This window comes from Phyllobacterium pellucidum (genome assembly GCF_013327855.1).
GTDB classification, from domain to species: Bacteria; Pseudomonadota; Alphaproteobacteria; order Rhizobiales; family Rhizobiaceae; genus Phyllobacterium; species Phyllobacterium pellucidum.
The window spans coordinates 366,656-388,885 of record NZ_JABUMX010000001.1 but is presented as its reverse complement, the minus strand read 5'-3'; the positions used below and the strand labels follow the sequence as shown (position 1 = coordinate 388,885).

General features: G+C 57.0%; 24 protein-coding genes, 2 tRNA genes and 1 pseudogene. 12 read left to right on the top strand and 15 right to left on the bottom strand.

Annotated elements, in window-relative coordinates; genetic code table 11:
- Nucleotides 1-20: 20 nt before the first annotated feature.
- From HQ945_RS01870 to hdaA, 3 genes are read left to right on the top strand one after another with little or no spacing between them, the layout of a single operon-like run.
- Nucleotides 21-563: a CDP-alcohol phosphatidyltransferase family protein gene (locus HQ945_RS01870; RefSeq protein ID WP_113281912.1), complete on the top strand. Its 543-nt coding sequence runs from the start codon at nucleotides 21-23 to the stop codon at nucleotides 561-563.
- Entirely contained in the window at nucleotides 550-1,749 is a 1,200-nt protein-coding gene (locus HQ945_RS01865; protein WP_113281911.1) for an AI-2E family transporter, read from the top strand. Before HQ945_RS01870 ends, HQ945_RS01865 begins: the two co-directional genes overlap by 14 nt.
- A gap of 32 nt (nucleotides 1,750-1,781) precedes the next feature.
- Nucleotides 1,782-2,474 (top strand): DnaA regulatory inactivator HdaA, encoded by a 693-nt coding sequence (gene hdaA, locus HQ945_RS01860; protein ID WP_113282068.1) that lies wholly within the window; start codon nucleotides 1,782-1,784, stop codon nucleotides 2,472-2,474.
- A 14-nt stretch (nucleotides 2,475-2,488) separates the two neighbouring features.
- Here the strand turns inward: hdaA and HQ945_RS01855 are convergent, their stop codons facing one another.
- The 3 genes from HQ945_RS01855 to HQ945_RS01845 all read right to left on the bottom strand — a co-directional run bounded on the left by HQ945_RS01855 (nucleotide 2,489) and on the right by HQ945_RS01845 (nucleotide 6,832).
- On the bottom strand, nucleotides 2,489-3,718 hold the full coding sequence (locus HQ945_RS01855; protein ID WP_113281910.1) for an MFS transporter: 1,230 nt from the start codon (nucleotides 3,716-3,718) through the stop codon (nucleotides 2,489-2,491).
- Between the two features lie 258 nt (nucleotides 3,719-3,976).
- A complete protein-coding gene (locus HQ945_RS01850) occupies nucleotides 3,977-4,378 on the bottom strand; it encodes a hypothetical protein (RefSeq protein ID WP_113281908.1) in 402 nt (133 codons plus the stop codon).
- A gap of 6 nt (nucleotides 4,379-4,384) precedes the next feature.
- Nucleotides 4,385-6,832 carry an arylsulfatase gene (locus HQ945_RS01845; RefSeq protein WP_174207610.1) on the bottom strand — a complete coding sequence of 816 codons (2,448 nt, stop codon included), beginning with the start codon at nucleotides 6,830-6,832 and terminating at the stop codon, nucleotides 4,385-4,387.
- 350 nt (nucleotides 6,833-7,182) lie between these two features.
- Between HQ945_RS01845 and HQ945_RS01840 the strand changes: the two genes are divergently transcribed.
- The 4 genes from HQ945_RS01840 (at nucleotide 7,183) to HQ945_RS01825 (ending at nucleotide 9,184) form a co-directional block, all read left to right on the top strand.
- Nucleotides 7,183-7,259: transfer RNA gene (locus HQ945_RS01840), tRNA-Pro, on the top strand.
- A 74-nt stretch (nucleotides 7,260-7,333) separates the two neighbouring features.
- Nucleotides 7,334-7,639, top strand: coding sequence for an ETC complex I subunit (locus HQ945_RS01835; protein WP_027232353.1), 306 nt, complete (start codon nucleotides 7,334-7,336; stop codon nucleotides 7,637-7,639).
- Between the two features lie 50 nt (nucleotides 7,640-7,689).
- A tRNA-Arg gene (locus HQ945_RS01830) sits at nucleotides 7,690-7,766 on the top strand.
- Between the two features lie 38 nt (nucleotides 7,767-7,804).
- Nucleotides 7,805-9,184 carry a glycosyltransferase WbsX family protein gene (locus HQ945_RS01825; protein ID WP_174207609.1) on the top strand — a complete coding sequence of 460 codons (1,380 nt, stop codon included), beginning with the start codon at nucleotides 7,805-7,807 and terminating at the stop codon, nucleotides 9,182-9,184.
- A gap of 5 nt (nucleotides 9,185-9,189) precedes the next feature.
- On the opposite strand, the pseudogene HQ945_RS22750 reads toward HQ945_RS01825, so the two are convergent.
- The 4 genes and pseudogenes from HQ945_RS22750 to HQ945_RS01805 all read right to left on the bottom strand — a co-directional run.
- Nucleotides 9,190-9,442: pseudogene (locus tag HQ945_RS22750) on the bottom strand (tripartite tricarboxylate transporter substrate binding protein); the annotation flags it as partial.
- Nucleotides 9,443-9,454: 12 nt separating this feature from the next.
- Nucleotides 9,455-9,913 (bottom strand): hypothetical protein, encoded by a 459-nt coding sequence (locus HQ945_RS01815; protein ID WP_174207607.1) that lies wholly within the window; start codon nucleotides 9,911-9,913, stop codon nucleotides 9,455-9,457.
- 79 nt (nucleotides 9,914-9,992) lie between these two features.
- Nucleotides 9,993-10,412, bottom strand: a complete 420-nt coding sequence (locus HQ945_RS01810; protein ID WP_174207606.1) for a hypothetical protein — start codon at nucleotides 10,410-10,412, stop codon at nucleotides 9,993-9,995.
- A 172-nt stretch (nucleotides 10,413-10,584) separates the two neighbouring features.
- Nucleotides 10,585-11,484 (bottom strand): LysR family transcriptional regulator, encoded by a 900-nt coding sequence (locus tag HQ945_RS01805; protein ID WP_174207605.1) that lies wholly within the window; start codon nucleotides 11,482-11,484, stop codon nucleotides 10,585-10,587.
- Between the two features lie 264 nt (nucleotides 11,485-11,748).
- Here HQ945_RS01805 and HQ945_RS01800 point away from each other — a divergent pair, with 264 nt between their 5' ends.
- Nucleotides 11,749-12,735 (top strand): MlaD family protein, encoded by a 987-nt coding sequence (locus HQ945_RS01800; RefSeq protein ID WP_174207604.1) that lies wholly within the window; start codon nucleotides 11,749-11,751, stop codon nucleotides 12,733-12,735.
- A gap of 12 nt (nucleotides 12,736-12,747) precedes the next feature.
- Here the strand turns inward: HQ945_RS01800 and HQ945_RS01795 are convergent, their stop codons facing one another.
- From HQ945_RS01795 to HQ945_RS01775, 5 genes are all read right to left on the bottom strand, one after another.
- A complete protein-coding gene (locus tag HQ945_RS01795; RefSeq protein WP_091918987.1) occupies nucleotides 12,748-12,930 on the bottom strand; it encodes a hypothetical protein in 183 nt (60 codons plus the stop codon).
- A gap of 624 nt (nucleotides 12,931-13,554) precedes the next feature.
- Nucleotides 13,555-13,731 (bottom strand): hypothetical protein, encoded by a 177-nt coding sequence (locus HQ945_RS01790; RefSeq protein WP_153667724.1) that lies wholly within the window; start codon nucleotides 13,729-13,731, stop codon nucleotides 13,555-13,557.
- Nucleotides 13,732-13,950: 219 nt separating this feature from the next.
- The gene (locus HQ945_RS01785; RefSeq protein WP_091918985.1) at nucleotides 13,951-14,436 is read right to left on the bottom strand and encodes a hypothetical protein; all 486 of its coding nucleotides are present in this window, start codon (nucleotides 14,434-14,436) and stop codon (nucleotides 13,951-13,953) included.
- A 170-nt stretch (nucleotides 14,437-14,606) separates the two neighbouring features.
- Nucleotides 14,607-14,933 (bottom strand): hypothetical protein, encoded by a 327-nt coding sequence (locus HQ945_RS01780; RefSeq protein ID WP_051615116.1) that lies wholly within the window; start codon nucleotides 14,931-14,933, stop codon nucleotides 14,607-14,609.
- A gap of 184 nt (nucleotides 14,934-15,117) precedes the next feature.
- The gene (locus tag HQ945_RS01775) at nucleotides 15,118-15,951 is read right to left on the bottom strand and encodes an FkbM family methyltransferase (RefSeq protein WP_174207603.1); all 834 of its coding nucleotides are present in this window, start codon (nucleotides 15,949-15,951) and stop codon (nucleotides 15,118-15,120) included.
- Nucleotides 15,952-16,347: 396 nt separating this feature from the next.
- Between HQ945_RS01775 and HQ945_RS01770 the strand changes: the two genes are divergently transcribed.
- The gene (locus tag HQ945_RS01770; RefSeq protein WP_027232361.1) at nucleotides 16,348-16,686 is read left to right on the top strand and encodes a BRA0787 family protein; all 339 of its coding nucleotides are present in this window, start codon (nucleotides 16,348-16,350) and stop codon (nucleotides 16,684-16,686) included.
- Between the two features lie 60 nt (nucleotides 16,687-16,746).
- Here the strand turns inward: HQ945_RS01770 and copM are convergent, their stop codons facing one another.
- The 3 genes from copM to HQ945_RS01755 form a co-directional block, all read right to left on the bottom strand.
- The gene (gene copM, locus HQ945_RS01765; protein ID WP_174207602.1) at nucleotides 16,747-17,127 is read right to left on the bottom strand and encodes a CopM family metallochaperone; all 381 of its coding nucleotides are present in this window, start codon (nucleotides 17,125-17,127) and stop codon (nucleotides 16,747-16,749) included.
- Between the two features lie 87 nt (nucleotides 17,128-17,214).
- The gene (locus HQ945_RS01760) at nucleotides 17,215-17,562 is read right to left on the bottom strand and encodes a hypothetical protein (RefSeq protein ID WP_091918977.1); all 348 of its coding nucleotides are present in this window, start codon (nucleotides 17,560-17,562) and stop codon (nucleotides 17,215-17,217) included.
- Nucleotides 17,563-17,617: 55 nt separating this feature from the next.
- On the bottom strand, nucleotides 17,618-18,793 hold the full coding sequence (locus HQ945_RS01755) for a cystathionine beta-lyase (protein ID WP_174207601.1): 1,176 nt from the start codon (nucleotides 18,791-18,793) through the stop codon (nucleotides 17,618-17,620).
- Between the two features lie 86 nt (nucleotides 18,794-18,879).
- Between HQ945_RS01755 and HQ945_RS01750 the strand changes: the two genes are divergently transcribed.
- From HQ945_RS01750 to HQ945_RS01740, 3 genes are all read left to right on the top strand, one after another.
- Nucleotides 18,880-19,665 carry a phosphatase PAP2 family protein gene (locus HQ945_RS01750; protein WP_091949059.1) on the top strand — a complete coding sequence of 262 codons (786 nt, stop codon included), beginning with the start codon at nucleotides 18,880-18,882 and terminating at the stop codon, nucleotides 19,663-19,665.
- A gap of 237 nt (nucleotides 19,666-19,902) precedes the next feature.
- Nucleotides 19,903-20,931 carry an amino acid ABC transporter substrate-binding protein gene (locus HQ945_RS01745; protein ID WP_027232365.1) on the top strand — a complete coding sequence of 343 codons (1,029 nt, stop codon included), beginning with the start codon at nucleotides 19,903-19,905 and terminating at the stop codon, nucleotides 20,929-20,931.
- A 102-nt stretch (nucleotides 20,932-21,033) separates the two neighbouring features.
- Nucleotides 21,034-22,230, top strand: a complete 1,197-nt coding sequence (locus HQ945_RS01740; protein ID WP_091918971.1) for an amino acid ABC transporter permease — start codon at nucleotides 21,034-21,036, stop codon at nucleotides 22,228-22,230.

Below are 22,230 nucleotides of genomic sequence, written 5' to 3'. Positions count from 1 at the left end.
GCATGCCTTGAGGAAGACGCGTGACCATTCCCAACTACATCACCATCTTCCGTTTTATTCTGGTTCCGTTCATCGTCATGGCGCTGTTGTCCGGCTACGTCGGAGCAGCTCTTGCTGGATTCATCGTTGCCGGTGTTTCGGACGGTGTCGACGGGTTCATCGCGCGCCGCTACAACCAGAAATCCGACCTTGGCGCCTATCTCGATCCGATCGCCGACAAGGTATTGCTCGTGTCGCTGTATGTAGTCCTTGGCTTCCTCAAGGAGTTGCCGGTCTGGCTCGTCGTCATTGTCGTTTCACGAGATATCTTCATTATTGGAGCCGTGGTGCTCGGCACTGTCATTGACAGGCCGGTCGCAATGCATCCATTACTGGTCTCGAAGGCGAATACCGTATTTCAGATCATACTCGTCGCGGTGACGCTTGCCGATATTACATTTGATTATTCATTTGCCGGCATCCGCGCCGTGCTCACCTGGGGCGTTGCCCTCTTGACCGTAGCTTCCGCGACTGCCTATCTCGTCGCCTGGACAAAACACATGGCTGGATATGACAAAGACTGAAAGCAAGGGCGTAGTCACGACCAAGACACAGGCGATCCCGGTCGAGATCCCCGATCGTGACATCCATGTGGAAGTTGAGGTCAACACGCTTGCCAGCAGCGTGCGCCGTCAGGCGGTGTTCTGGACAGCCGCTCTCCTTTTCCTCGGCCTTTTCCTCTATATGTTCTCCTCGATCCTGCTGCCATTTGTGGCAGGCATGGTGCTGGCCTATTTCCTTGATCCCGTGGCCGACCGGCTGCAGCGGCTCGGCCTGTCCCGACTGCTTGCGACGGTGGTCATCCTTGTCCTCTTCATCGTGACATTCGCGCTGCTCCTCATCATCCTCGTGCCCGTTCTCGCTTCGCAGATGAGCGATTTCATCGCGCGCCTGCCAAGTTACGTGGCGCGCCTGCAGGAGTTGATCGCCAACCGCGATTCTCAGTGGCTGAAGAATTTCATCGGCGTAGACGCTTCGGTGATCCGCAACAGCCTCGATTCGCTGCTGCAGCAGGGCGCGGGTTTCCTGACCACGCTGCTGCAATCGATCTGGAGTTCGGGCAAGACGCTGATCGATGTCTTTGCGCTCTTCGTCGTGACGCCCGTCGTGGCATTCTACATGCTGCTTGATTGGGACCGGATGGTTTCCAAGATCGACAATCTGGTCCCGCGCCAGCACGTCTATACGATACGTGCCATTGCCCGCGACATGAACAAGGCGATCGCCGGGTTCGTTCGCGGCCAGGGCACCGTCTGCCTCCTGCTCGGCGTCATCTATGCCGTTGGTCTCACCATTGTCGGGTTGAACTTCGGCCTTCTTATTGGCCTCTTTGCAGGTCTGATCAGTTTTATTCCCTATGTCGGATCGCTGGTCGGCCTTGTCGTTGCGCTCGGCGTGGCCATGGTGCAGTTCTGGCCCGAATGGGGCCATATTCTCGGCGTCGCCATCGCCTTTGGCGTCGGCCAGTTCATCGAAGGCAATATTCTTCAGCCGAAACTCGTCGGTTCGTCCGTCGGCCTGCATCCCGTATGGCTCATGTTCGCGCTGTTCGCATTCGGAACGCTCCTTGGCTTCACCGGTATGCTGATCGCCGTACCGACCGCCGCTGCCATCGGCGTTCTCGTGCGGTTCATGATCGGACGCTATAAACAATCCCCGCTCTACACAGGCGACTACCCCAAATCCGATGAGCCCAAACTATTGAGGTGACAGGGCAGGAGGGCTGGCTGTATTTCATCGCCATGACCAGCACGACTTCGCCCCGCCAACTTCCGCTCGATCTCGGCCATGAGCCGGGATATTCCCGCGACGACCTGATCGTGTCCTCCTCCAACATGGCGGCCGTGGATATCGTCGATCGCTGGCCGGAATGGATTGCGCCGGTCGTGGTACTCGCCGGGCCGACCGGTTCGGGCAAGACGCATCTTGCTGCAATCTGGAAGGCCGAGGCCAATGCCCTCGTCGTCGATCCGCGACGGATCGGCGCCGCTGCGGGTGAGGCGGGTCCATTCCTCATCGACGATATTGGCGACGGTAGAATTGACGAAGCCGGTCTCTTCCACCTCATCAACAACGTCCGGCAGAGCGGCTCGAGCCTGTTGATGACATCGCGCAAATGGCCGGCCAACTGGCAGGTGACGTTGCCGGACCTTGCCTCGCGCCTGAAGGCGGCGACGACAGTGGAAATCGGCGAGCCCGACGACATGCTGTTGTCCGGCGTCCTCTACAAGCTTTTCGCCGACAGGCAGATTGCCGTCGAACCCAGCCTAATCGGCTTTCTTGTAAGCCATATCGAGCGATCGCTCTCGACGGCAAATCGGATCGTCGAGCGGCTGGACAGGGCAGCTCTTGAGCGCAAATCGAAGATAACCCGCGCGCTCGCCGCCAGCCTGGTGACGGCTATCGACGAAGGGCAGACCGCTTTCGATCTTTAGGGTCGAAGGTGGTCTTACCGAGCCCAGACACGATCGATAAGTGCTGCATAGAGTGCCGCAACCAGCGCCAGCGACGCCGAGGCGAGCATCAGACCCAGCAGCAATTGTACTGAAACCGGTTCCGACAGAAACAACCCCGCCACTGACGCAATAAGTGCCCCACCGCCCAGTGCGATTGCAGCCGCGAGCCCCGCAGCGGTGCCGGCAAGTTCGGCTCGAATGGACAGAACCCCCGCATTGGCGGCGGGCATGGTAAGCCCATTCCCGACACCGACGAACATGCATGGAATAAAGAACGCAACGCTGTGGGCAGCGCCTGCCAACGAGAGTGCTAGCCCCGCGGCGAGACCCATGCACGTGATAAGGCGCGCGAAGACAAGCGTCGTGGCCGTCCCGTTGTGGAAAGCATAGCGACCAGCCAAATAGCTGCCGAGGATAAACCCAAAAGGCACCATTCCCATATACATGCCTAATGTCGCACTCGACCGACCGACGGAGGGTCCAAAGGCCAACGGCGCCCCGCCGAAGAAGATATAGAGCGTCCCCATTGAGGCGGCCATGCACAACGTGTATGCCCAGAACCTTGCCGAGCCGAGGAGCTGGCCATAGGCCTCCAAGTGGTTACGGTGGGGTCGTACCGAGGCGGTTTCAGGCAAACCCCATGCTGATAGACCGAGCCCGACTGCGCCTAACATTGCGAACAAAATGAAGCTCGCTCGCCACCCGAACGCCTGATCCAGAATCCCGCCCAATGACGGCCCCAACATTGGTGCAATCGCCCAGCCCATGGCGAGGTAGCCAAATCTGCTTGCAGCACGTCCTTCTCGCGTGGTCTCCTTGATCATCACGAGGGCGATTGAAAAACACGCGGCTATGGATGCCTGCATCGCCCGGAACATCAGAAATACACCGATATTCGTGGCCAAGGCACAGCCGATCGAGGCGACAATGAAGATGCAGATCGAGGCTAAGGCCACCGGTCGGCGACCATAGCGATCTGATACCGCGCCAGCGATGAGTTCGATGAGTGCAGTGGCGATGGCGTATCCGGCCACCGACAGGTTGACCAGCGCGAAATCCGCTTTGAACGCAGCGGCAATATTCGGCAGCGATGGTAGCATCATGTTCACCGGCAGCGCCGCCAGAGCTGTCAGGAAAATCAGGATCGCGATGGGCGGCGGCTTGATCTTGGCATTCTCTGTGAAATTTATGGGTGCATTGGAGGCAGGACTGGTGCTCGTCATGGCTTGATCCGTCGCGAAAAGGGGAAAGTGGATTTGACGGGGCAGGGCCAGATTCAGGGCACAAAAAAAGCCCCGTCAGGGAGCCCTTGGAACGCGCATGGGGAGCTTTCGCCGGATGGCTACGCCATCCTGCCCATGCGCCTACTAACCACGACGATAAACATTGCGATTTTCATGATATCACCGCTACCAGCGGGCACGCTCATCGTCAATTGAACAAAAGTCTCAATCGCTTTGATTATCTGTTGCCCACTACGCTCAAGCGCTCTCGCGGGGAGGTGCCAAAATAAATGCGAGACACCAGCCAGCGATCGCAATGTGGGCGATAGCGACTGGCCAGAGGCCGATGCCGGATAGTCCATGGCGGAACGCCGCCAGCATCAGAACCGCGGAGACACCGAAATTATAGACAAGCATGGCCGCGACCAGCCCGCGCGCGGCATCGCTCGCCGCGTCGGCGCTTGCCCGCCAGCAAGCAATGCCAAGGGCGAGCAGCGCAACACCGGCTACACGTGCGACCGTGGCAGCGGTCGCATCAAGGCCGGTGCCGAGGAGCAGTTCGACAAGCATTGCAGGCGCAACCAGCAGCGCCACTCCCGTCGCGCCCTCGGCAACAGCCATCACGGAAAGAAGCGGCTTGCGATTTACGCGCCCCGGCATTGTGATTTATTGCCCGAGCTTGAAGGTCACTTTGTCGATCGTTCCCGTAAACTTGAACGGGGAATCGTAGCGGTATTCGACGAGCGCAACTCCGGTGCGGGTATCGAGGCCAACATCAAAACTCTCATCCTCGGGGAAGGTAACCGGAATGGTGTGATCCATCGTGTTCCTGGCAACTTCCTTGCCGTCTACCGAAAGGACGCCGGTCCCGCCCGTGCCGAGACCTTTACCGTCCGATTTGAAATCAAAGACAATTGTGTGCTTGCCGGGTTCCAGTTCCGGGCCTTCCCACATCGTCCGCTTGAGGTCGAGAAGGTTGTAGAGAAACACGACCTTGCCGCGACCGACGCCGAATTCGCCTTTGCTCAGGAACAGACCGTAGCCGCCGAACCTTCCGCCTTCGGTGACGATCATGCCTTCGGCACCGCCCGCGGGTATCTCCACGTCAGCACTGATGGTGTAGGATTTGTTGAGCGTACCTGGCGCGGCACTCGCCGGAACGCCGCTTAGTTCGCCAGAGTAAGTAAATTCGGTTCGGCCCGCCGTGAGACTTGGCCGCGGCGTATTCCATCGCGAAAGCGTCGAATTGTCGAGCGGCAGGACGTCATACTTCTTTGCCTCGGCATAGAACAGGTCCTGGAGTTGCTTGAGCTTGTCCGGCATGGCTGCCGCAAGATCGTTGAACTGGGTCGGATCCTCGTCGACATTGTAAAGCTCCCATTTATAACCGGATATCACATCGGGCGGCGTTGCGGTGCTGAGTTCCCATGGCCGGGTTGCAGGCGTTGTCGCCGCGACCCAGCCATTGTCGTAAATGGCGCGATTGCCGAGCATCTCAAAATACTGCGTCGTGTGCCGGGTCGGCGCGGTGGCGTTTGCCTTGTCCCATGTATACACCATGCTCGTCCCCTCTATGGGGCGCTGCTCGATCCCGTTGACCGTGTCGGGCATCGGAATGCCGGTCGCTTCGAGCAAGGTCGGCACGATATCGATGACATGATGGAACTGGCGGCGGATACCGCCGACGTCCGTAATGTGGCCGGGCCAGGACATGGCGACGCCCTGTGAGGTGCCGCCGAAATGTGATGGCACCTGTTTGACCCACTTGAATGGTGTATCCATCGCCCATGCCCAGGCCGCGGCATAATGCGGGAACGTTCGCTCTGATCCCCAGAACGGATACCAGAGATACTGGTCTTTTACGGGCACGTCGACGCCGTTGAAGGTGGTGAACTCGTTGGGCGTGCCGTTGAGCATGCCCTCGGCACTCGCGCCGTTATCGCCACCGATATAAATGATCAGCGTGTTGTCCAGTTCGCCGAGGTCTTCGACGGCCTGAATAACCCGGCCAATCTCGTTATCGGCGTAGGCAAGGTATGCTCCATAGACATCCGCTTGCCTGATGAAGAGCTTCTTCTCCTCCAATCCAAGCGAATCCCATTCGGGCAGTTCCTTCGGCCAAGGCGTCAGCCGGGCGTTTTCAGGCATGATCCCGAGGCGCTTCTGGTTGGCGAAAATGGTCTCGCGCAGCTTGTTCCAGCCCTCGTCGAACAGGTGCATGCCGCTGATCTTCTTGATCCATTCCGGCGTCGGGTGGTGCGGGGCATGCGTGGCGCCGGGCACGTAATAGACAAAGAACGGCTTTTCGGGCGCGATTTCCTTCAACTGCTTCATATATTGGATGGCCTCGTCGGCCATTGCCGTTTCGAGGTTCCAGCCGGGGTTGCCTTCGAAGGGATAGATGGCCGTGGTGTTGCGAAAGAGGTTCGGCTGCCATTGGCTGGCGTCGCCGCCGACGAACCCGTAGAAATAATCAAAGCCCATCCCTGTCGGCCACTGTGTAAATGGACCTGCCTGACTCGACTGGTAGGAGGGCGTGTTGTGGTTTTTTCCGAACCACGACGTCGCGTACCCATTCTCCTTGAGGATTGTGCCGATCGTCGCCTTCTCGATTGGGATGATCGAATCATAGCCCGGATATCCGGTGGCTATTTCGCCGACCACCCCCGCACCGACTGAGTGGTGGTTGCGGCCCGTTATCAATGCCGCCCGTGTCGGCGAACACAGCGACGTCGAGTGGAAATTGGTGAAACGCAGTCCGGCATTGGCGATCCGGTCAATCGCAGGCGTCGGTATGACGCCACCAAAGGTGCTTGGAGCGCCAAAGCCCTGGTCGTCCGTCATGATCAGGAGGATGTTGGGCGCGCCTTTCGGGGGTACGACGCGCGGCGCCCACCAGGGTTGCGAATCCGCGGCCTTTTCCTTGATCACCCCGCCGAATTTCGGGGGTGGTGGGGGAAGTTGCTTGCCGTCGATCGTGGTCGTGGCCCCCGGCGAACCCGCTTGCCCGACCACCGATTGCGCGAAAGCTGTCGGGTAACCGATTCCAGTCAGGGCGGTAAACCCAATGGCGGCAATGAAGGCGCGAGAGACGTGCAGATAGCGAGAGTGCATGGAACCCTCCTCTTGGCCACGCGAAGCAAGGTCCTCGTGAGGGGGCAATCACCTGAAGCGATTGCGCCACAGGGCCGCACCCCATTCCGTGATACTTGCAACGCGTGGAGTGTCGGCGTCGCCAAGTGGCATGTAAAGTACATTACTGTAACCTACAGTTCGACGTTGTACGCCCTGTCAGTTCAGATTCCATTGTCTGATTTTGTGCTTCAGACTGACACCGTGGTAAGGGCTTTTGGCGGCACAACGCGCCACTGCAACCCGTTTATTTCGTTTTAGACCGTTTTCTTGATTTCGGCTCTTGCGTTATCGAAGCTAAGACAATAGGGAACTCAGCGTCCAAGAACGGACGGAGCGTAGCGCAGTCTGGTAGCGCATCTGGTTTGGGACCAGAGGGTCGCAGGTTCGAATCCTGCCGCTCCGACCATTTTCAGTGAAGTTGCTGCTGGAGTTCGGCAAAAGCCTGTAATATATCGGCATTGCAGACAAAGGGATTCTTCGATGGCAGCGCGCATTTATCGTCCAGCAAAAACAGCCATGCAGTCAGGGAAGGCGAAAGCCGACACCTGGACGCTCGAATACGAGCCGGAACAGCCCCGCAAGGTTGAGCCGTTGATGGGCTATACCTCGTCGCGCGACATGAAGAGCCAGATTCGCCTGACTTTCGAGACCAAGGAAGAGGCGATTGCCTACGCGCAAAAAAACGGCATCGCTTTCACGGTACTGGAACCCAAGGAAACGCGCCGCCGCGCCGTCTCCTATTCGGAAAACTTTCGCTTCGACCGCAAGCAGCCCTGGACGCATTGATTTACTGAATTTTGCGCCTGTCCGCCGGGATGGGCGCGCCGATACCAAACGGTCCCGTAGCTCAGCTGGATAGAGCACCGGCCTTCTAAGCCGACGGTCGCTGGTTCGAATCCAGCCGGGATCGCCAAAATTAGTGCCCGGGCGAGCACGAGGACGAGGTAGCCAATGAACCGCCTTTTTGAGCCCGAGCGTTCTGAATCTGCTGCCAATCCGGTGGGCCGGGATGTTTCAGACAGCAGCCGCGCTCTCACAGAATCCACGGACACTTCCAAGCTGATCGCCTTCTATCTGCCCCAGTTTCATCGGGTGAAGGAAAACTCCGCTTGGTGGGGTCCGGGCTTTACCGAGTGGACCAACGTTGCGCGTGGCCGGCCCAATTTCGACGGCCATTACCAGCCGCATATCCCGCGCGAGCTCGGCTTCTACGATCTGTCCTATGTGGAACCCATCGCTGAACAGGCTGCTCTGGCGCGCAAATATGGCATCCACGGCTTCTGCTTTTACCATTACTGGTTCAGCGGACGACGCATTCTTGAACGTCCCGCAGAAAACTTTCTCAAATCGGACATCGATATTAAGTTTTGCCTCTGCTGGGCCAACGAAAACTGGACCCGCACCTGGGACGGCGACGCCAGGAGCGTGCTTCTCGAACAGAAATATGCCGAAGGCGACGATGAGGCCTTCATCGCAAGCCTCATCGATTACTTCAAGGACGATCGCTATATCAAGATCGACGGCAAACCGCTGCTTGTCGTCTATCACGCCAAGGAAATTCCAAACCCGAAGAAGAGTTTTGCCGCCTGGCGCGAGTTTGCGAAGCGGCAGGGGTTTCCGGACCTGCACATTGCCGCGGTGGATTTTTATGATATCTCGGCGCCTGAAGTGTGCGGGGCCGATGCACTGGTCGAATTCCCGCCGCACAAATTCATCGGTTCGGAAAGCCGGCCCGACCGGTCACCGGTCACGACCAATCCGGAGTTCTCCGGCCGCTTTGTCGACTACCGCAAGATGGTGGCCCAAAGCGTCAACCGGCCGGTGCCCGCGTTTCGGCTTTATCGTGGAATTATTCCAAGCTGGGACAACACCGCGCGTCGCCAGAACACGGCAACGACAATAATAAATTCCAACCCGTCACTCTATGGCAGATGGCTGCGCTATTTGCGGGCCTATACGCGAACCGAGTTTGACACGGGCGAAGACAATTTCATCTTCATCAATGCTTGGAACGAGTGGGGCGAGGGATGTCATCTCGAGCCCGACCAGAAGTGGGGATTGTCGTATCTTGAAGAAACGCGCGGATCGTCCTTCTACAAGCGCGATGACGCAGCAGAACAGTCTATCGAGGCCGCGCGCTCCTCTGCGATCGATACTCTGACCCATGCCTTTCTGGACTCAGACCCTGCCACCGACGCCAGGACGATTGCCGAGAAACTTTCAGACTACCGGCCTCCCAGCCAGTTCACCCGGAAATTGTCCGGCATACTGGTGAGATGGCCTTGGCTGCACCGCACGGTCAAGACAATATTCCAAAAGATCAATGCGTGATCCTTGTAGCCATCCGGCTCGGCGCGTGCCACGAAGCTCGCGCCAAGGCTGGTGTCGCCGCCGTCCATGTTGTGGACAATAACCTGCTGGCCAAGCAGACCGGACATCTTGGCCGCGATCACGCGGGCAACAACATCCGTCGAACCCCCCGCAGCAAACGGCGGGACCAGCGTGACCACATGGATCCGGGAAACTACCTGCCGCTGCTGGCGCGTGGAAGGCATACGACTTTGGATCGCAATTGCCTGCTACGTTCACGACTTCGGTTAATTACCCGACCTTGCGATATACGAGATCGAAGTCGTGCGCCCAGTACGTGCCGTCTTGCGAGCGTTGCCACGAACCTTTAATCGTGTTTCCTCCGGTGTCGAACGTACCGACATAGCGTTGAAAGAAACCCGGGGAATTGCGCCAAAGCTTCCACACGCCGTCAGCCACCATCATGTTGACGACGCGGTGTACGTGCCGCGCATCGGTGTAAAGCATCGTGAAAAGCCCGGTCGCATCATCGAGCCCTATGATGGACGTGATAGGAAACGGAGAGTTTTCCGTCCATTCACGCGGAAGGCTCGGCGCCATCTCCGCGTCGGCCCGCTGGATCACGAACTGCCTGTTGGCCAGCCATTCAAAGCGGGTATGACCGCTGGCCATGGGCTTGCCGCCAATGGTTGCGTCCGTGCGCCACTCTCCGATAAAAGGGATCAAGCGCTCGAGCAAGGCATCGGACATTATCGCTCCCCCGTTTTCGCCTCCTGCTTTTGGACCAATCCCGCCAATTGTCGCAAGATGCGCTGCGTCATCGCTGACCTTATTGGTGCGACCGTCCCGACCCACCCATATAGGCGTCGCCGCCGCGCGGCAGGTAGATCTTCTGGTCCCCGTAACCGCCGTCGTTATTCGAGGACGGACGGGGATTTGATGGCGGGTTGACGTTCGGGCGGTTGTTGTCGCTGTTGCTGTAATGGCGGCGGTCGTCATTGCCATTGCGATCGTAACGGGAGCGATCGTATCTGTAGCGATCGTACCTGTAGCGGTCATTCCGGTAAGGGTTATAGCGGTAGCCGTTATAACCGGGGCCATCATAAAATCCGCTATAGACGGTCGTCCCGTAATAGCCGCCATATCCGCCATAGCCGCCGTAATAAGGACCTGTCGTCTCGACGCAGCCCGAAAGAAAAACCGCAGAGAGACCCGCTGCTGCAGCCAGCGTCAAATATCTGATGGACATAGAAGTCTACCTCCCATACGGACCCGTTATTCTATCACTGTTCAACAACTGCGCGCCGGAAAAAGTTCCAGCGCGAAGTGCAACGGCTCGCCGTCCAGTCAAGAACCTTCGGTCCCATTATTTCTAGTGTGATCTTTGTACGATCGACCTGCTGAACGCAGGCTGAATGGTTTCAACAGTCCCAATAGGCCGGGGATCCGAACGCCTTGCGCAGATGGTCGGCAAGCGTCCTCAGCTTAGCCGAAGGCGTGCGGCCTTCGGGATGGGCGATATAGATGTGTTCGGCCGCCGCCGCCACGCCGATATCGATAATCTGCAATTGCCCGGCCTTGATCGCTTCGCCGGCGACGAAGCTCGGCAGCATTGCTATCCCGATCCCGGCAATGGCGGCATCGCGCATCGTGTCGCCATTGTTGACCCTGAGCCCGATCCGGCCACGAACCGTCGTCGCGGCGCCGTTCGTTGGGAAACTCCAATCGGCCACGCCGCGATTTGCATAAAAAATACCTTTGTGCTGGTCGAGCGATTCGATCGAATCCGGGGTTCCATACCTTTCGATGTAAGCGGGCGATGCGACGAGCACGCGCTGGCTACTCGCCAAGCGCCAGGTGATGAGGCGGGAATCGGCAATCGGACCGTGGCGGATGACGGCATCGTAACCATCGGACGCCACGTCGACGCGGCGGTCGTCGAGATCGAGAAAAAGCTCGATATCGGGATGCGCTTTGAGAAACGGGAAAAGGGCAGGGCCGAGATGCATGCGCCCGAAAGTTACGGGTGCGGAAATGCGCAACGGGCCTACCAGCAGGCCGCGGCGCTCAGCCATGTCGGTTGCCGCGTCCTCCACCTCCCGGGTGATGCGTGCCGCGCGCTCGAGGAAGGCCGCGCCATCCTCGGTCAGGGCGAGACTGCGCGTCGTACGATGCAGGAGCACAGCCCCGATCTGACGCTCAAGCTCGGCAAGCCTTTCACTGACGATCGATTTAGATAGCCGCAGCCGGCGGGCGGCCTCACTGATCGAGCCTGCTTCGGCCACGGCGACAAAGGTTGCAATCCCCTCGAGCTTCATCATTGTTCGACAATATCCGAAAGTGCCTTCCTGGATATTCAAGTTAATCCGAACGCTGGGCGAGCGCCATACGTGCCGAAGCGCCGGGCCCGGTTTGCTGCTCCCGGCACGGCTGCCAAACTTCGCCAATTCGACATTCGTCACAACCAACACCTCGATCAATGCGTGCATTGGTACGCTTTAAGGCTGAACGCCATTGATTTGCCGCGACATGAGGCGGTAATGAGAAGATCAATTTTCTGAACCTGTGTTCATTCCGGAATTTCAATGGAAACCAAGGCCAACTATTTTCTTGTAGCTATATTCTTGCTTGCGGTGAGTTTCCTCGCATTCGGTTTCTTTTACTGGATCGGGCGTTATGGAGAGACGCGCGAGACTGCCACGCTAGAAATAAGGGTCCCCGGATCCGTGACTGGCCTCGCTGCCAATAGTCCGGTCTATTTCAATGGCTTAAAGGTCGGGCAGGTGCGTCGATTGTATATCGATTCGACCAATCCGGACGCCGTGATCGTCCAAACCGATGTCGATGCGACAACGCCGATTACGCGTTCGACGGTTGCGACGCTAGCGTTCGAATTGCTGGCAGGCCGCGCCTATATCGAGTTGAAAGGCGGCAAGGCCTATGAGCCGAAGCTTCTGGAGGAGGCGGAAAAGGAGGATACTGTTGCGCGCGTCGACATTGACCCGACATCGTTGAAAACGCTGGTTCAGACCGCGCAGGACTGGATTGACCGCGTCGACAAGGCAACGACGGCGACCGAGAAATACTTTGCGGACACCCGAGGGCCATTTGTCGAAGGCATCAACCAGGCCAAGGCGGCGACAGACAAGTTGGCTGCCAGTACCGATCTGATCAATAAATATGGCGAGCGTGCAAAAAGCCTCAATGAGATCACGCATGATGCGCGTGACGTGATCGCCCGCATCAACGAAGCCTCCGTGAAAATCGACAATGCCCTGGCGAAGGTCGATCGCGAATTGTCAGATGAAAAAGGCAGTGCCGTCAGCGACGCACGCGCCAAGCTTGAAGCCTATCAACAGCAGGCCAAAACCCTGGATGCTCAATTGGCGTCCATCTTGAAGAACATCGGCAGTTTCACCGGCACGAAGCTGCCGGAGGTGCAGAAATTCATTTCGGCGAGCCGCCGATCGGTCGACAGCATCGACAGGGCGGTTTCGGATTTTGCAGATGATCCCAAGAAGCTGTTTTTCGGTGAGGACAGCAAGGTTCCGGAATTCGAGGCTCCGCGCTGAGCGCTGGCACGCTCACGAGGCGTAATACATTCCGGCGATATAGCTGGTCGCAGCGATCGCAATCAGCACGACCGCGAGCGGCCAATAGAGATAGGCTTTGAATTCACCGTCAAAGCAGCGCGTGTTGTCATCGAATGTGGCTGGAATATTCGCTGCGGGGGTCTTTGCCCTCTTCTTCAATGCGATAAACGGCACAACTACTCACCTTCCGAACTGACGGCCCAGATACAAGACTACTGGTATGATGATCAGAAAAATGATGAGGTAACCCCAGATTGAAGTGAGGTAGGGCGCGTAGTCCTCTCGTTCCTTCCGTTCATCCTCCTCATCCATTGGTGCCTCCCACATCTGCCCGTGACACAGTGATTAAGAGGACTTAGAGCCAACTAATGAATGCGGCTCAGGTCGCATCAAGCCACGGCGGCAGGTTGAAAACAATTCAACAATTCAGGCTACGTCGTTAGATCAAAAGCGGAAATATGCACTAGTTCGAAAGTTTATCGCCACCAAGCAAATCCGGGCGCACGAGCAACGTCAACGTCAACCCACTGCGTCAAGGCTGCGCCTGCTGAGCCGCGCGACATAACAATCGCAACGATAATAGCAAGGTCTGGCAGAGCTGCAACTTCAACGGGTCAATGCCGAAGTCATACGACCCTATGGTTGCAGAGACAAACGTGTATTGAAATGATTGGGGTGGCGGGCTTCGAATGCCCCGCACTCGCCCATCGTAAGCAACCCGGCACGTCTTAGCGGGAAGCACGCAATTTTGACCTGCCAGCAAGCCGGCAGGTCAAATATTTTAAATTTTCATTGTCGTCATGCCGTGTGCTGTTTGAACCTGCGATGGGTGAAACCACCCTTGGCGCGCCTCAAAATATCCGAAAGCTTATTGGGGCTTGCGGGCTTCTTTGGCATCTCTTCGCGGACTTTTTGTAGAATTTGTTGGCTCGCACAACTGGCATTATGGGGCAGATGAAGCGTCACGTCGCCCATTTCGTCACTCCCTGGAGAAGAGCAAATTACCTTCCGTTGGTCGGAAGGCTGAAAGCTTAATTGTCGCCTAAGCCGATATGTGTACGCCTAGTTTCGTGCTTATACAACTAAGATCAATGTTGGCGGCAGTCACATTCTGCGTTTGTTATTCAACATGCCGTGAAAAACAAGAATAGGATGCCGGTCAAGCAGCCTAGACCGGCTCTTTTAGTGCATTTTTCAAGCTTGCAGCGGATGGAACCGCCGCAGCGAAAGAAACCCGGCGATGATGAAAAGTACAAGCACGATCCCCTGGCTGATTGCGAATGGCGGTTCCGACTGCGTGGGCGCGAGTGCGTTAAGGGCCGGGATCTTCTGAAACGATTGCGCGACAAGGACGAAAACGTTGAGGTAGAGCGACACGATCGCGCATACCACATAGACCCAGCGCCACGATCCCGCGAGGCGGAATGCATAGAGGGCGGCGATTGCCAGAATAAGAAATACCATCGAGATGATCCCGACGCCAATCGCCGGGGTGAAACCGCTGAATGGGAACAGAAATCCGGTCACGCTCGTGGCGACCGTCGTCAGCAGGAAGATAAAGGTCCAGCCCGGCCAGTTCTCCGACTTGAGCAGGCCCGACAGGACGACCAGTCCTGTCACGATGCCAATAAGGCTCAAGATCACGTGGAACAAGGTAAATGGCGTCATACCCAGAATCATGATGGTCCCCTCAACTCGTGATTGTATGGCGTGGAATCAACTTCACACAACGAAACAATTTTTACAAACAAAAGTAAATCGGACGCATCTTCTTCAAAAATATGAGTGTAGTTCTCAATATTTAAGCGTGGATGCTGGCAGGAGACTTGCTTTTTCAGTAAGGGGGTAGGTTAACCGGCACATTTCCTGCGGTCGATCGAACGTGTCATCGAATCGACCTGGCCCTGCAGCGGCCCGGCCTGCTTCTGGTTATTGGTGCGATAGTCGGGAAGGAAGGGCCCAAGACCCACGATGATATTGGGGTCCTGGTAGCCGGCGCCATTTGTCAGGCGGCTGACCTCGGCCATCTTCTGGTTGCGCTGAGCGATCAGAGCCGCGCAGTCTGTCGTATCGTAGTTCAGCGACGAAATCTTCTCGTTGTCGAGTTGGCCCTGGATGTTGCCGCAACCGGCAAGAACTACGGTAAGGGTGATCACCTGAAGGTGCCGTATCGTCATAAGTCAAATATCCCCGATCGCGAAGCAGCGCGGACATGAATGGGCTAATGGCGATGTTTTGGCAAGATGGGTGTCCAAAATCTCGCGCAACGCAGACGTCATGAAGTGCGCGACATACTGAATGGCGACCGCTCGACCAGCAACCGCCGGGGGTGATGCCGAGGCGGCTGCACCATGATCGAGCTCAGTCGACAATCAGAACGCGCTGGCCGACGCGATTGGTCGGAATATCCATTATCGTGGTTATCCGCGCGCTTTCGTCGTCAAATACAACACAGCGATGGTAATGAGTTGCAAGAAAGCGCAAAAAACTTGCGGTCTGGCCCGGTTGGGCCGGATTTGGTGACATGACCACGTAAATGGGGATGCTCTGCCGCATGACCTGGAGAAGGCCAAGGCACGCCATCGTCTCGTAACCCTCAATGTCGATCCAGACGAGGCCCAACTGGTTTGTGGGGACACGCGCATCGTCCAATATAGTTTGGGCCGTGTTGACCGTGGTCCGCAGCGGCATGTCCGATGCATGTTTTTGCCTGACGCTGCTCTTGAGGCTGTCCGTTCGGTTAACATGGAAATTGATCATGCCATCGATCATGCCGGCGGCGCAGGGAATCTTGTCTACAACCCCATCGAGATTATTGTCGGCAAGCTTTCGAACGAGCGCACGGAAATTTTCGGGTTCCGGCTCAACCGCCAGCACACGCGTAAATGCACCGCACGTGGCGAGTTCGCTTGTGGTGTCACCGCGGCCGGCGCCGAGTTCCAGCACGGTGGAATTGCGGCGCAACGCGCCAACTCCATCGAGTATCCGGCACACCATGGCTACGTCGCCGTGACACCGCACTTCGAGGGCGGCCTGGACAGCGCTCGGTAGTTTATCAATTCCGCGCCCGCCAGACGACCGAAGAAATTCGGCCGCAAACAACCGCAGCGCCGTCAGTGGGCCAAGGCGAGGTTTCTTTCTCTGGAAAGTAAAAATAGATGTGGATATCAGCTCCACGTATTCATCGAAATACATGACCTTTAAATCCGAAAAAATCTAAAAAAGAAAAAAGCAATGATCAAATTCTTACTTAAGTTCGGTTCCATCGTCAAATGGTTCTAATTGATCAATTCGGGCAGTGATTCCTGGCCGGAAACGGGTTCTCATTTCGCCGTTCACGGCCCAGCGGGGGGGGGCGTCGTTAAATTGGACAAATGGCGGAAATGTTTTTAATCAATAACATGCACGCTTTCCCTTATACAATAGATGAGAAAAGAAGGTTAAAACTGTCGGGAAATCTGGATTTAATCCGATATGCCTAGTAATTTAGTATGGTATCGCAGTTTGCGCTTGCTGAAACCGTCGTTCCGCCCTTATGATTCTACTTCCGGGAGCCCCCGGTCGTGCAACCAAAAGAGTGAGGAGACAGGAATGCCTGGTTTGCTGCACCCACTTCACGACGGCCACGCGCCGATCATATTGCAAAACGCCTTCCAAGACGCGATCGATGCACTTGAGGACTGGGAACTCGGCACTGATGAACCGGTAATTGACGTTAACGAGAAGCGGGTCGCGATCAGTACCGTGTTCCGCCGCCTGTGGACTTGCACGGACATTCTTCCGGCACGCACATTGGACGTCATTGAAGATCTATTGCCGTTGCGTTCAGCTGAATTCAAGGTGGGCACTTCGACCTATGCCGATGCCGCCTATAGTCTCTGGCAACTGTGCTTGCAAAAGCGCGCCGCGAGCTATGAGATGCGTATCTAGTTTCAAGTCAAAGAATGTGGTCACCCGCCGGTCTCGCCGGCGGGTGATTTTTTTGAAGCGTCAGCCGCCGTTTTTGGCCAGCCAGCTTTTCATCTGTTTGATTTCCGCCTCCTGTGCCGCGATGATCTCGCCAGCGAGTTTACGGATTTCCGCATCCTTCCCGTATTCGAGTTCAATCTTCGCCATGTCTATTGCACCCTGGTGGTGCGCGATCATTCCCCGCACGAAATCCTCGTCGGCCTTTCCCGTGAACTCGATCGCCATATCCTCGTGCATTTTGGCATTGGCCGCGGCAAAGGCTTTCGACGGGGCACTCTGATCGCCGGCGGGCTTTGCGGACATCTCATGCTGCATCTTCCCGTGCGTATTGTGGTCCTGGGCGACAACGGGCGTAGCGGAGGACATGCCGAGAACCAGCGCTGTCGTAAATACTCTGTTCATTGTTGTAACTTTCCTTGGGCCAGCAGAAATCATGCGCGAGGCTTTGGCCCGGCTCACCTGCGCGTCAATTGCGAAAAGTGTTTACGATCAGAGCTTGGGGGGACGTGGCAGGGGCGCGGGTATGCCGTTGACGAGCGGCAGTTGCCGGTCGCGTGGAATGACGATTCGAGGCTTTGCGGCAACTAAAACCATGAGTGCCGTTGCTGGAACGCCGATACAGGCGGCGCAAGCGGCCAGATGCGGCGCGGGGTCTTGCACGCAATGGTTTTGCCCATGACACTTGCGCTGGTGATCGAGGTGACGGGCCGCTGGCGTCTCCAAACCGTGGTGCTGCGTCCCGATTTCCGCAGCGAGCCGTCCGGGTGCGGCGAATACCGGCACCCAGCCAATGCAAAGCGCAGTAATCAGCGCGAAGATCGCAGCGAAGCGTTTCATCCGGTCGTTCTAACAAGAACCCCGCATGAACTGAAATCACTTCTCTTCACGTCGTTCACGCTGTTCTTGCTGCCGCAAGCGCATTTTCGATATCCGCAATCAGATCGGCAGGGTCTTCGAGCCCGATCTGGAGGCGGATCAAGGGACCGGCATAGTTTTTTCCGGTGATGACCCGCCCGCCAAGGTTGACGTGGACGGCAAGGCTCTCATAGCCGCCCCAGGAATAGCCGAGACCGAATATCTTCAGCGCATTGAGGAAGGCGTGCGCCTGGTTCACCCCGCCAGCGATGACGATTGAGAACACGCCGCCGGCGCCGCCGAAGTCGCGTTTCCAGAGCGCGTGGCCGGCATGGCTTTCAAGCGCCGGATGGAGGACTTCGACCACACCGTCCTGCCGCTCCAGCCAATTGGCAATTTCGAGCGCACTCTTGGCATGCCGCTCCATGCGCACGCCCATGGTCCTCAGACCCCGAAGGATCTGGTAGGCATCATCACCGCCGACGCAGAGTCCGAGGGCGGTATAGGCAGCGTCGAGCTTCTTGAAGCATGCCTCGGTGGCGGAAACCGTTCCCATCAATATGTCGGAATGTCCTGATGGATATTTCGTTGCTGCGTGAATCGTTATGTCGACGCCGAAATCGAGCGCCCTGAAATAGAGCGGCGTTGCCCAGGTATTGTCCATCATCACAATGGCGCCGGCAGCATGTGCCTTTTCCACGACAGCCGGAATGTCCTGTACTTCGAACGTGTTGGAACCCGGCGATTCGGTGAAGACAACGCGGGTGTTCGCCTTGATCAGCTTTTCGATACCCGCACCGATGAGCGGATCGTAATATTCGACCTCGACACCGAACTGCTTCAGCATCGTGTTGCAGAAGTGCCTTGTATTGCCGTAGCAGCAATCGACCATCAGCAGGTGATCGCCAGGGGCAAGAAACGCGAGGAGGGGGAGCGTTACCGCAACCAGTCCTGAAGGGACGAGCAATGTTCCTGCCGAGCCCTCGAGTTCGTCGATTGCGCGGCAAAGCGCATCCGTTGTCGGCGTTCCATGCGTTGCGTATGTATATTTCTGCCTGTGGCCCGCCATGGTTTCAGCGTCGGGGAAAAGCACCGTCGAAGCATGGACGACGGGCGGATTGACAAAGCCATGATAGTCGTGCGGATCGTATCCACCATGTGCCAATCTGGTATTGATGCCCAGTTTCGCCGGCTTACCCGGTTGCTTGTCCATGAGTTCGTCTCCACATCTTGTCTGTCTGGTGAGAAGTCGATAATCCGGCAGCGCGCCGGTTGCAACAGGGAGCGTCGAAAGGAAATATGACGGATCAGCTTCAGGACCGCCCCTCCGGCTTCGTGCGCGCGGGCCAGTCCGTCATCCGCTTTCTGCGCCGCATGAATGCGCCCGCTTATCCGGCGACCGAACCCGCCTGGACGCAAGGAATGACCATGGCTGCGGTCATGATCGTCTTCGTCATTCTCTTGCTGCACCCCTACGATGAGTGGCTGTCGCGCACGCTGTCATCGCACGGGCGCTTGCGCGAGGCGCGTCACCTGACCGACATTGGTCTTTCTCAGTGGTATCTGATTCCAGCGTTTGCCGTCGCAGTTTGCCTTATCGGCATCGACTGGTGGGGCCTTGCCCGGACAAGAAGAGTTCAGTTCGGCTTGATCTATTCGCAAGCGACATTCGCGTTCTGGGCGATCGCTCTTTCGGGTATTTTCACCAATATCGCAAAGTTTCTGATCGGACGCGCCCGGCCGAAATTCATCGATACGCTGGGTCCAAATGCCTTCTCGCCCTTTGTGTCGGGATATGATTTCGCAAGTTTTCCGTCGGGCCATTCGACGACCATGGGTGCCGTCGGCGCGGTGCTTGCATTGTGGTTTCCGCGCTGGCGGATTGCGATCATCCTCGCAACGATGTTCATCGCATTTACCCGCATCCTGGTGCGCGCCCACTATCCGACCGATGTCGTGGCCGGCTACAGCGTCGGCTTTCTACTGACGGTTGCCCTTGCAAGGTTCCTTTCAGGGCGCCGCACTGCCTTTGTTTCTGACGGGCGATTCTGGCCCAAAATCCGCTTTCGCGACAATTTTTGGTGAGCGGATCGCGATTTGCACAGCGAATAATCAGAATAATCGCTTTGAGGGCAGGTTAACGGCCTGTTTTGCAATATTCTCAAGCAAAGATTGTACCTTGACCAAACAGACAGAATGGCCTTCGATGCAGCGGTGAATGGGAGAGGTATTGGGCCCTTTTTGGGTATGGGGGTTACCTGCCAATATCGTACTTTTCCTCTCTGGGAACTAAGGGCAATACAACCAAAGGGTACACTTGTTATGAAAAATCTTGTTTTGAAGGGCACGCTTGCTGTTTCGGCGCTCGTTCTGTTGGCGACCGCTGCCTCCGCCAGCACACTCGACGACGTCAAGAAGAAGGGCTTCCTCCAGTGCGGCGTCAATACCGGTCTTGCCGGCTTCGGCGCTCCGAATGACAAGGGCGAATGGTCCGGTTTCGACGTCGATTATTGCCGCGCGGTCGCTGCTGCGATCTTTGGCGATGGAACCAAGGTAAAGTTTACGCCTCTCTCGGCGAAGGATCGTCTCCCGGCCCTGCAGTCCGGCGAAATCGACGTTCTGATCCGCAACACCACGTGGACGCTCAGCCGCGATACGCAGGGCTTTGATTTCACCGGCGTCAACTATTTTGACGGCCAGGGCTTCATGATCAACTCGAAGAAGCTGTCGGGCATCAACTCGGCCCTGCAGCTTTCAGGCGCTTCGGTCTGCGTGCAGGCCGGCACCACAACTGAGCTCAACCTCGCTGACTATTTCAAGGCGAACAAGATGGAATATAATCCCGTCGTGTTCGAGAAGCTCGAAGAAGTCAACGCGGCTTATGATTCCGGCCGTTGCGACGTCTACACTACCGACCAGTCCGGCCTTTACTCCATCCGCCTGACGCTCTCGGCGCCGGACGACCATGTCGTTCTTCCCGAGATCATCTCGAAGGAGCCACTTGGTCCGGTCGTACGCCAGGGCGACGATCAGTGGGCGGATATCATTCGCTGGACGCACTTTGCGCTGCTGACCGCCGAAGAACTCGGCATCACCAAGGCAAATGTCGAGGAACTGACGAAGAGCGACAGTCCGGAAATCAAGCGCGTTCTCGGCCAGGAAGCCAATACCAAGCTCGGGACGGACCTTGGCCTCACCAACGATTGGGTGGTCAACATCGTCAAGGCAGTCGGCAATTACGGCGAAGTCTTCGAGACCAACATCGGCTCGGGCAGCAAGCTCAAGATTGCCCGCGGCATCAATGCACAATGGAGCAAGGGCGGCCTGCAATACGCGATGCCGATCCGCTGATTAACTCATGCTCAAATAACATGGGGCGAGGGGGCATTGCCTCCTCGCCCTCGACCATAAAACAATAATAATAAGAATAAAAACGAATGAATCGAGGGGTCAATGGCATCGCAGGACATAACGCCTGTCGGAAGATCGAGCGCCAAGGCGTCGCTTCTTTACGATCCGAAAGTTCGCGGACTTGTTTTTCAGGTACTGACGGTTGTCGTCATCGCGGGTCTTATTTACTGGATTATCAACAATACCATCACCAATCTTCAGCGCGCTAATCTGGCGTCTGGCTTCGGATTTCTGGACGGCCGTTCCGGTTTCGACATTAGCAGCAGCCCGTATCTGGCCTATTCGAGCGATTCCACCTATATCAAGGCGCTTTGGGTCGGCATCCTCAATACGATCACGGTCGCCTTCGTAGGCATCATAACTGCGACGATCATCGGCTTCGTCATCGGTATCGGGCGGTTGTCGCATAACTGGCTGATCCGCAAGATCTGCACGGTTTATGTGGAGATATTCCGCAACATTCCGCCGCTGCTGGTCATCTTCTTCTGGTATCTCGGCGTTCTCTCGGTGCTGCCTCAGGCGCGCCAGAGCATCCATCTGCCGTTCAATACCTACCTCAATAATCGCGGTTTCTTCTTTCCGTCGCCGGTGTTTGGCGAAGGCGCATGGCTTGCCGGCGTGGGCCTCATCGTCGGTATCGTCGGCGCGCTCCTCGTAAAGCGCTGGGCGCGCAAGCGCCAGATGGTCACCGGGCAGCAATTTCCGGTTGGACTGACGGCACTTGCTCTGATCGTCGGTCTCCCGCTGCTCGCCTTGCTGATCAAGGGTTTTCCGCTGTCGTTCGACTATCCCGTCCTTGGCTCGTTCAATCTCAAGGGCGGCGCGCAAATCGGCCCGGAATTCATGTCGCTGTATCTGGCGCTGTCGTTTTATACGGCGTCCTTCATTGCCGAGATCGTCCGCGCCGGTATTCGCGGCGTTGGCAAGGGTCAGTCCGAGGCTTCCCATGCGCTCGGGCTGCGTGCTGGTCCAACGACCCGGCTTGTCATCGTTCCGCAGGCGATGCGCATCATCATTCCGCCGCTGACGAGCCAGTATTTGAATCTCACCAAGAACTCGTCTCTGGCTGTTGCGATCGGTTATCCCGATCTCGTGGCGGTGGGCGGTACGATCCTCAACCAGACGGGACACTCGATTGAAGTGGTTGCGATCTGGATGGTGGTTTATCTCGGCATCAGTGTTCTGACGTCGATCTTCATGAATTGGTTCAACGCCAGAGTGGCACTGGTGGAGCGCTGA

Coding starts and splice junctions, on each gene's coding strand:
- HQ945_RS01865 (WP_113281911.1), top strand. CDS start 550: ATGACAAAGACTGAAAGCAAGGGCGTAGTCACGACCAAGACACAGGCG.
- hdaA (WP_113282068.1), top strand. CDS start 1,782: ATGACCAGCACGACTTCGCCCCGCCAACTTCCGCTCGATCTCGGCCAT.
- HQ945_RS01855 (WP_113281910.1), bottom strand. CDS start 3,718: ATGACGAGCACCAGTCCTGCCTCCAATGCACCCATAAATTTCACAGAG.
- HQ945_RS01850 (WP_113281908.1), bottom strand. CDS start 4,378: ATGCCGGGGCGCGTAAATCGCAAGCCGCTTCTTTCCGTGATGGCTGTT.
- HQ945_RS01845 (WP_174207610.1), bottom strand. CDS start 6,832: ATGCACTCTCGCTATCTGCACGTCTCTCGCGCCTTCATTGCCGCCATT.
- HQ945_RS01835 (WP_027232353.1), top strand. CDS start 7,334: ATGGCAGCGCGCATTTATCGTCCAGCAAAAACAGCCATGCAGTCAGGG.
- HQ945_RS01825 (WP_174207609.1), top strand. CDS start 7,805: ATGAACCGCCTTTTTGAGCCCGAGCGTTCTGAATCTGCTGCCAATCCG.
- HQ945_RS01815 (WP_174207607.1), bottom strand. CDS start 9,913: ATGTCCGATGCCTTGCTCGAGCGCTTGATCCCTTTTATCGGAGAGTGG.
- HQ945_RS01810 (WP_174207606.1), bottom strand. CDS start 10,412: ATGTCCATCAGATATTTGACGCTGGCTGCAGCAGCGGGTCTCTCTGCG.
- HQ945_RS01805 (WP_174207605.1), bottom strand. CDS start 11,484: ATGATGAAGCTCGAGGGGATTGCAACCTTTGTCGCCGTGGCCGAAGCA.
- HQ945_RS01800 (WP_174207604.1), top strand. CDS start 11,749: ATGGAAACCAAGGCCAACTATTTTCTTGTAGCTATATTCTTGCTTGCG.
- HQ945_RS01790 (WP_153667724.1), bottom strand. CDS start 13,731: ATGGGCGACGTGACGCTTCATCTGCCCCATAATGCCAGTTGTGCGAGC.
- HQ945_RS01785 (WP_091918985.1), bottom strand. CDS start 14,436: ATGATTCTGGGTATGACGCCATTTACCTTGTTCCACGTGATCTTGAGC.
- HQ945_RS01780 (WP_051615116.1), bottom strand. CDS start 14,933: ATGACGATACGGCACCTTCAGGTGATCACCCTTACCGTAGTTCTTGCC.
- HQ945_RS01775 (WP_174207603.1), bottom strand. CDS start 15,951: ATGTATTTCGATGAATACGTGGAGCTGATATCCACATCTATTTTTACT.
- HQ945_RS01770 (WP_027232361.1), top strand. CDS start 16,348: ATGCCTGGTTTGCTGCACCCACTTCACGACGGCCACGCGCCGATCATA.
- copM (WP_174207602.1), bottom strand. CDS start 17,127: ATGAACAGAGTATTTACGACAGCGCTGGTTCTCGGCATGTCCTCCGCT.
- HQ945_RS01760 (WP_091918977.1), bottom strand. CDS start 17,562: ATGAAACGCTTCGCTGCGATCTTCGCGCTGATTACTGCGCTTTGCATT.
- HQ945_RS01755 (WP_174207601.1), bottom strand. CDS start 18,793: ATGGACAAGCAACCGGGTAAGCCGGCGAAACTGGGCATCAATACCAGA.
- HQ945_RS01750 (WP_091949059.1), top strand. CDS start 18,880: ATGACGGATCAGCTTCAGGACCGCCCCTCCGGCTTCGTGCGCGCGGGC.
- HQ945_RS01745 (WP_027232365.1), top strand. CDS start 19,903: ATGAAAAATCTTGTTTTGAAGGGCACGCTTGCTGTTTCGGCGCTCGTT.
- HQ945_RS01740 (WP_091918971.1), top strand. CDS start 21,034: ATGGCATCGCAGGACATAACGCCTGTCGGAAGATCGAGCGCCAAGGCG.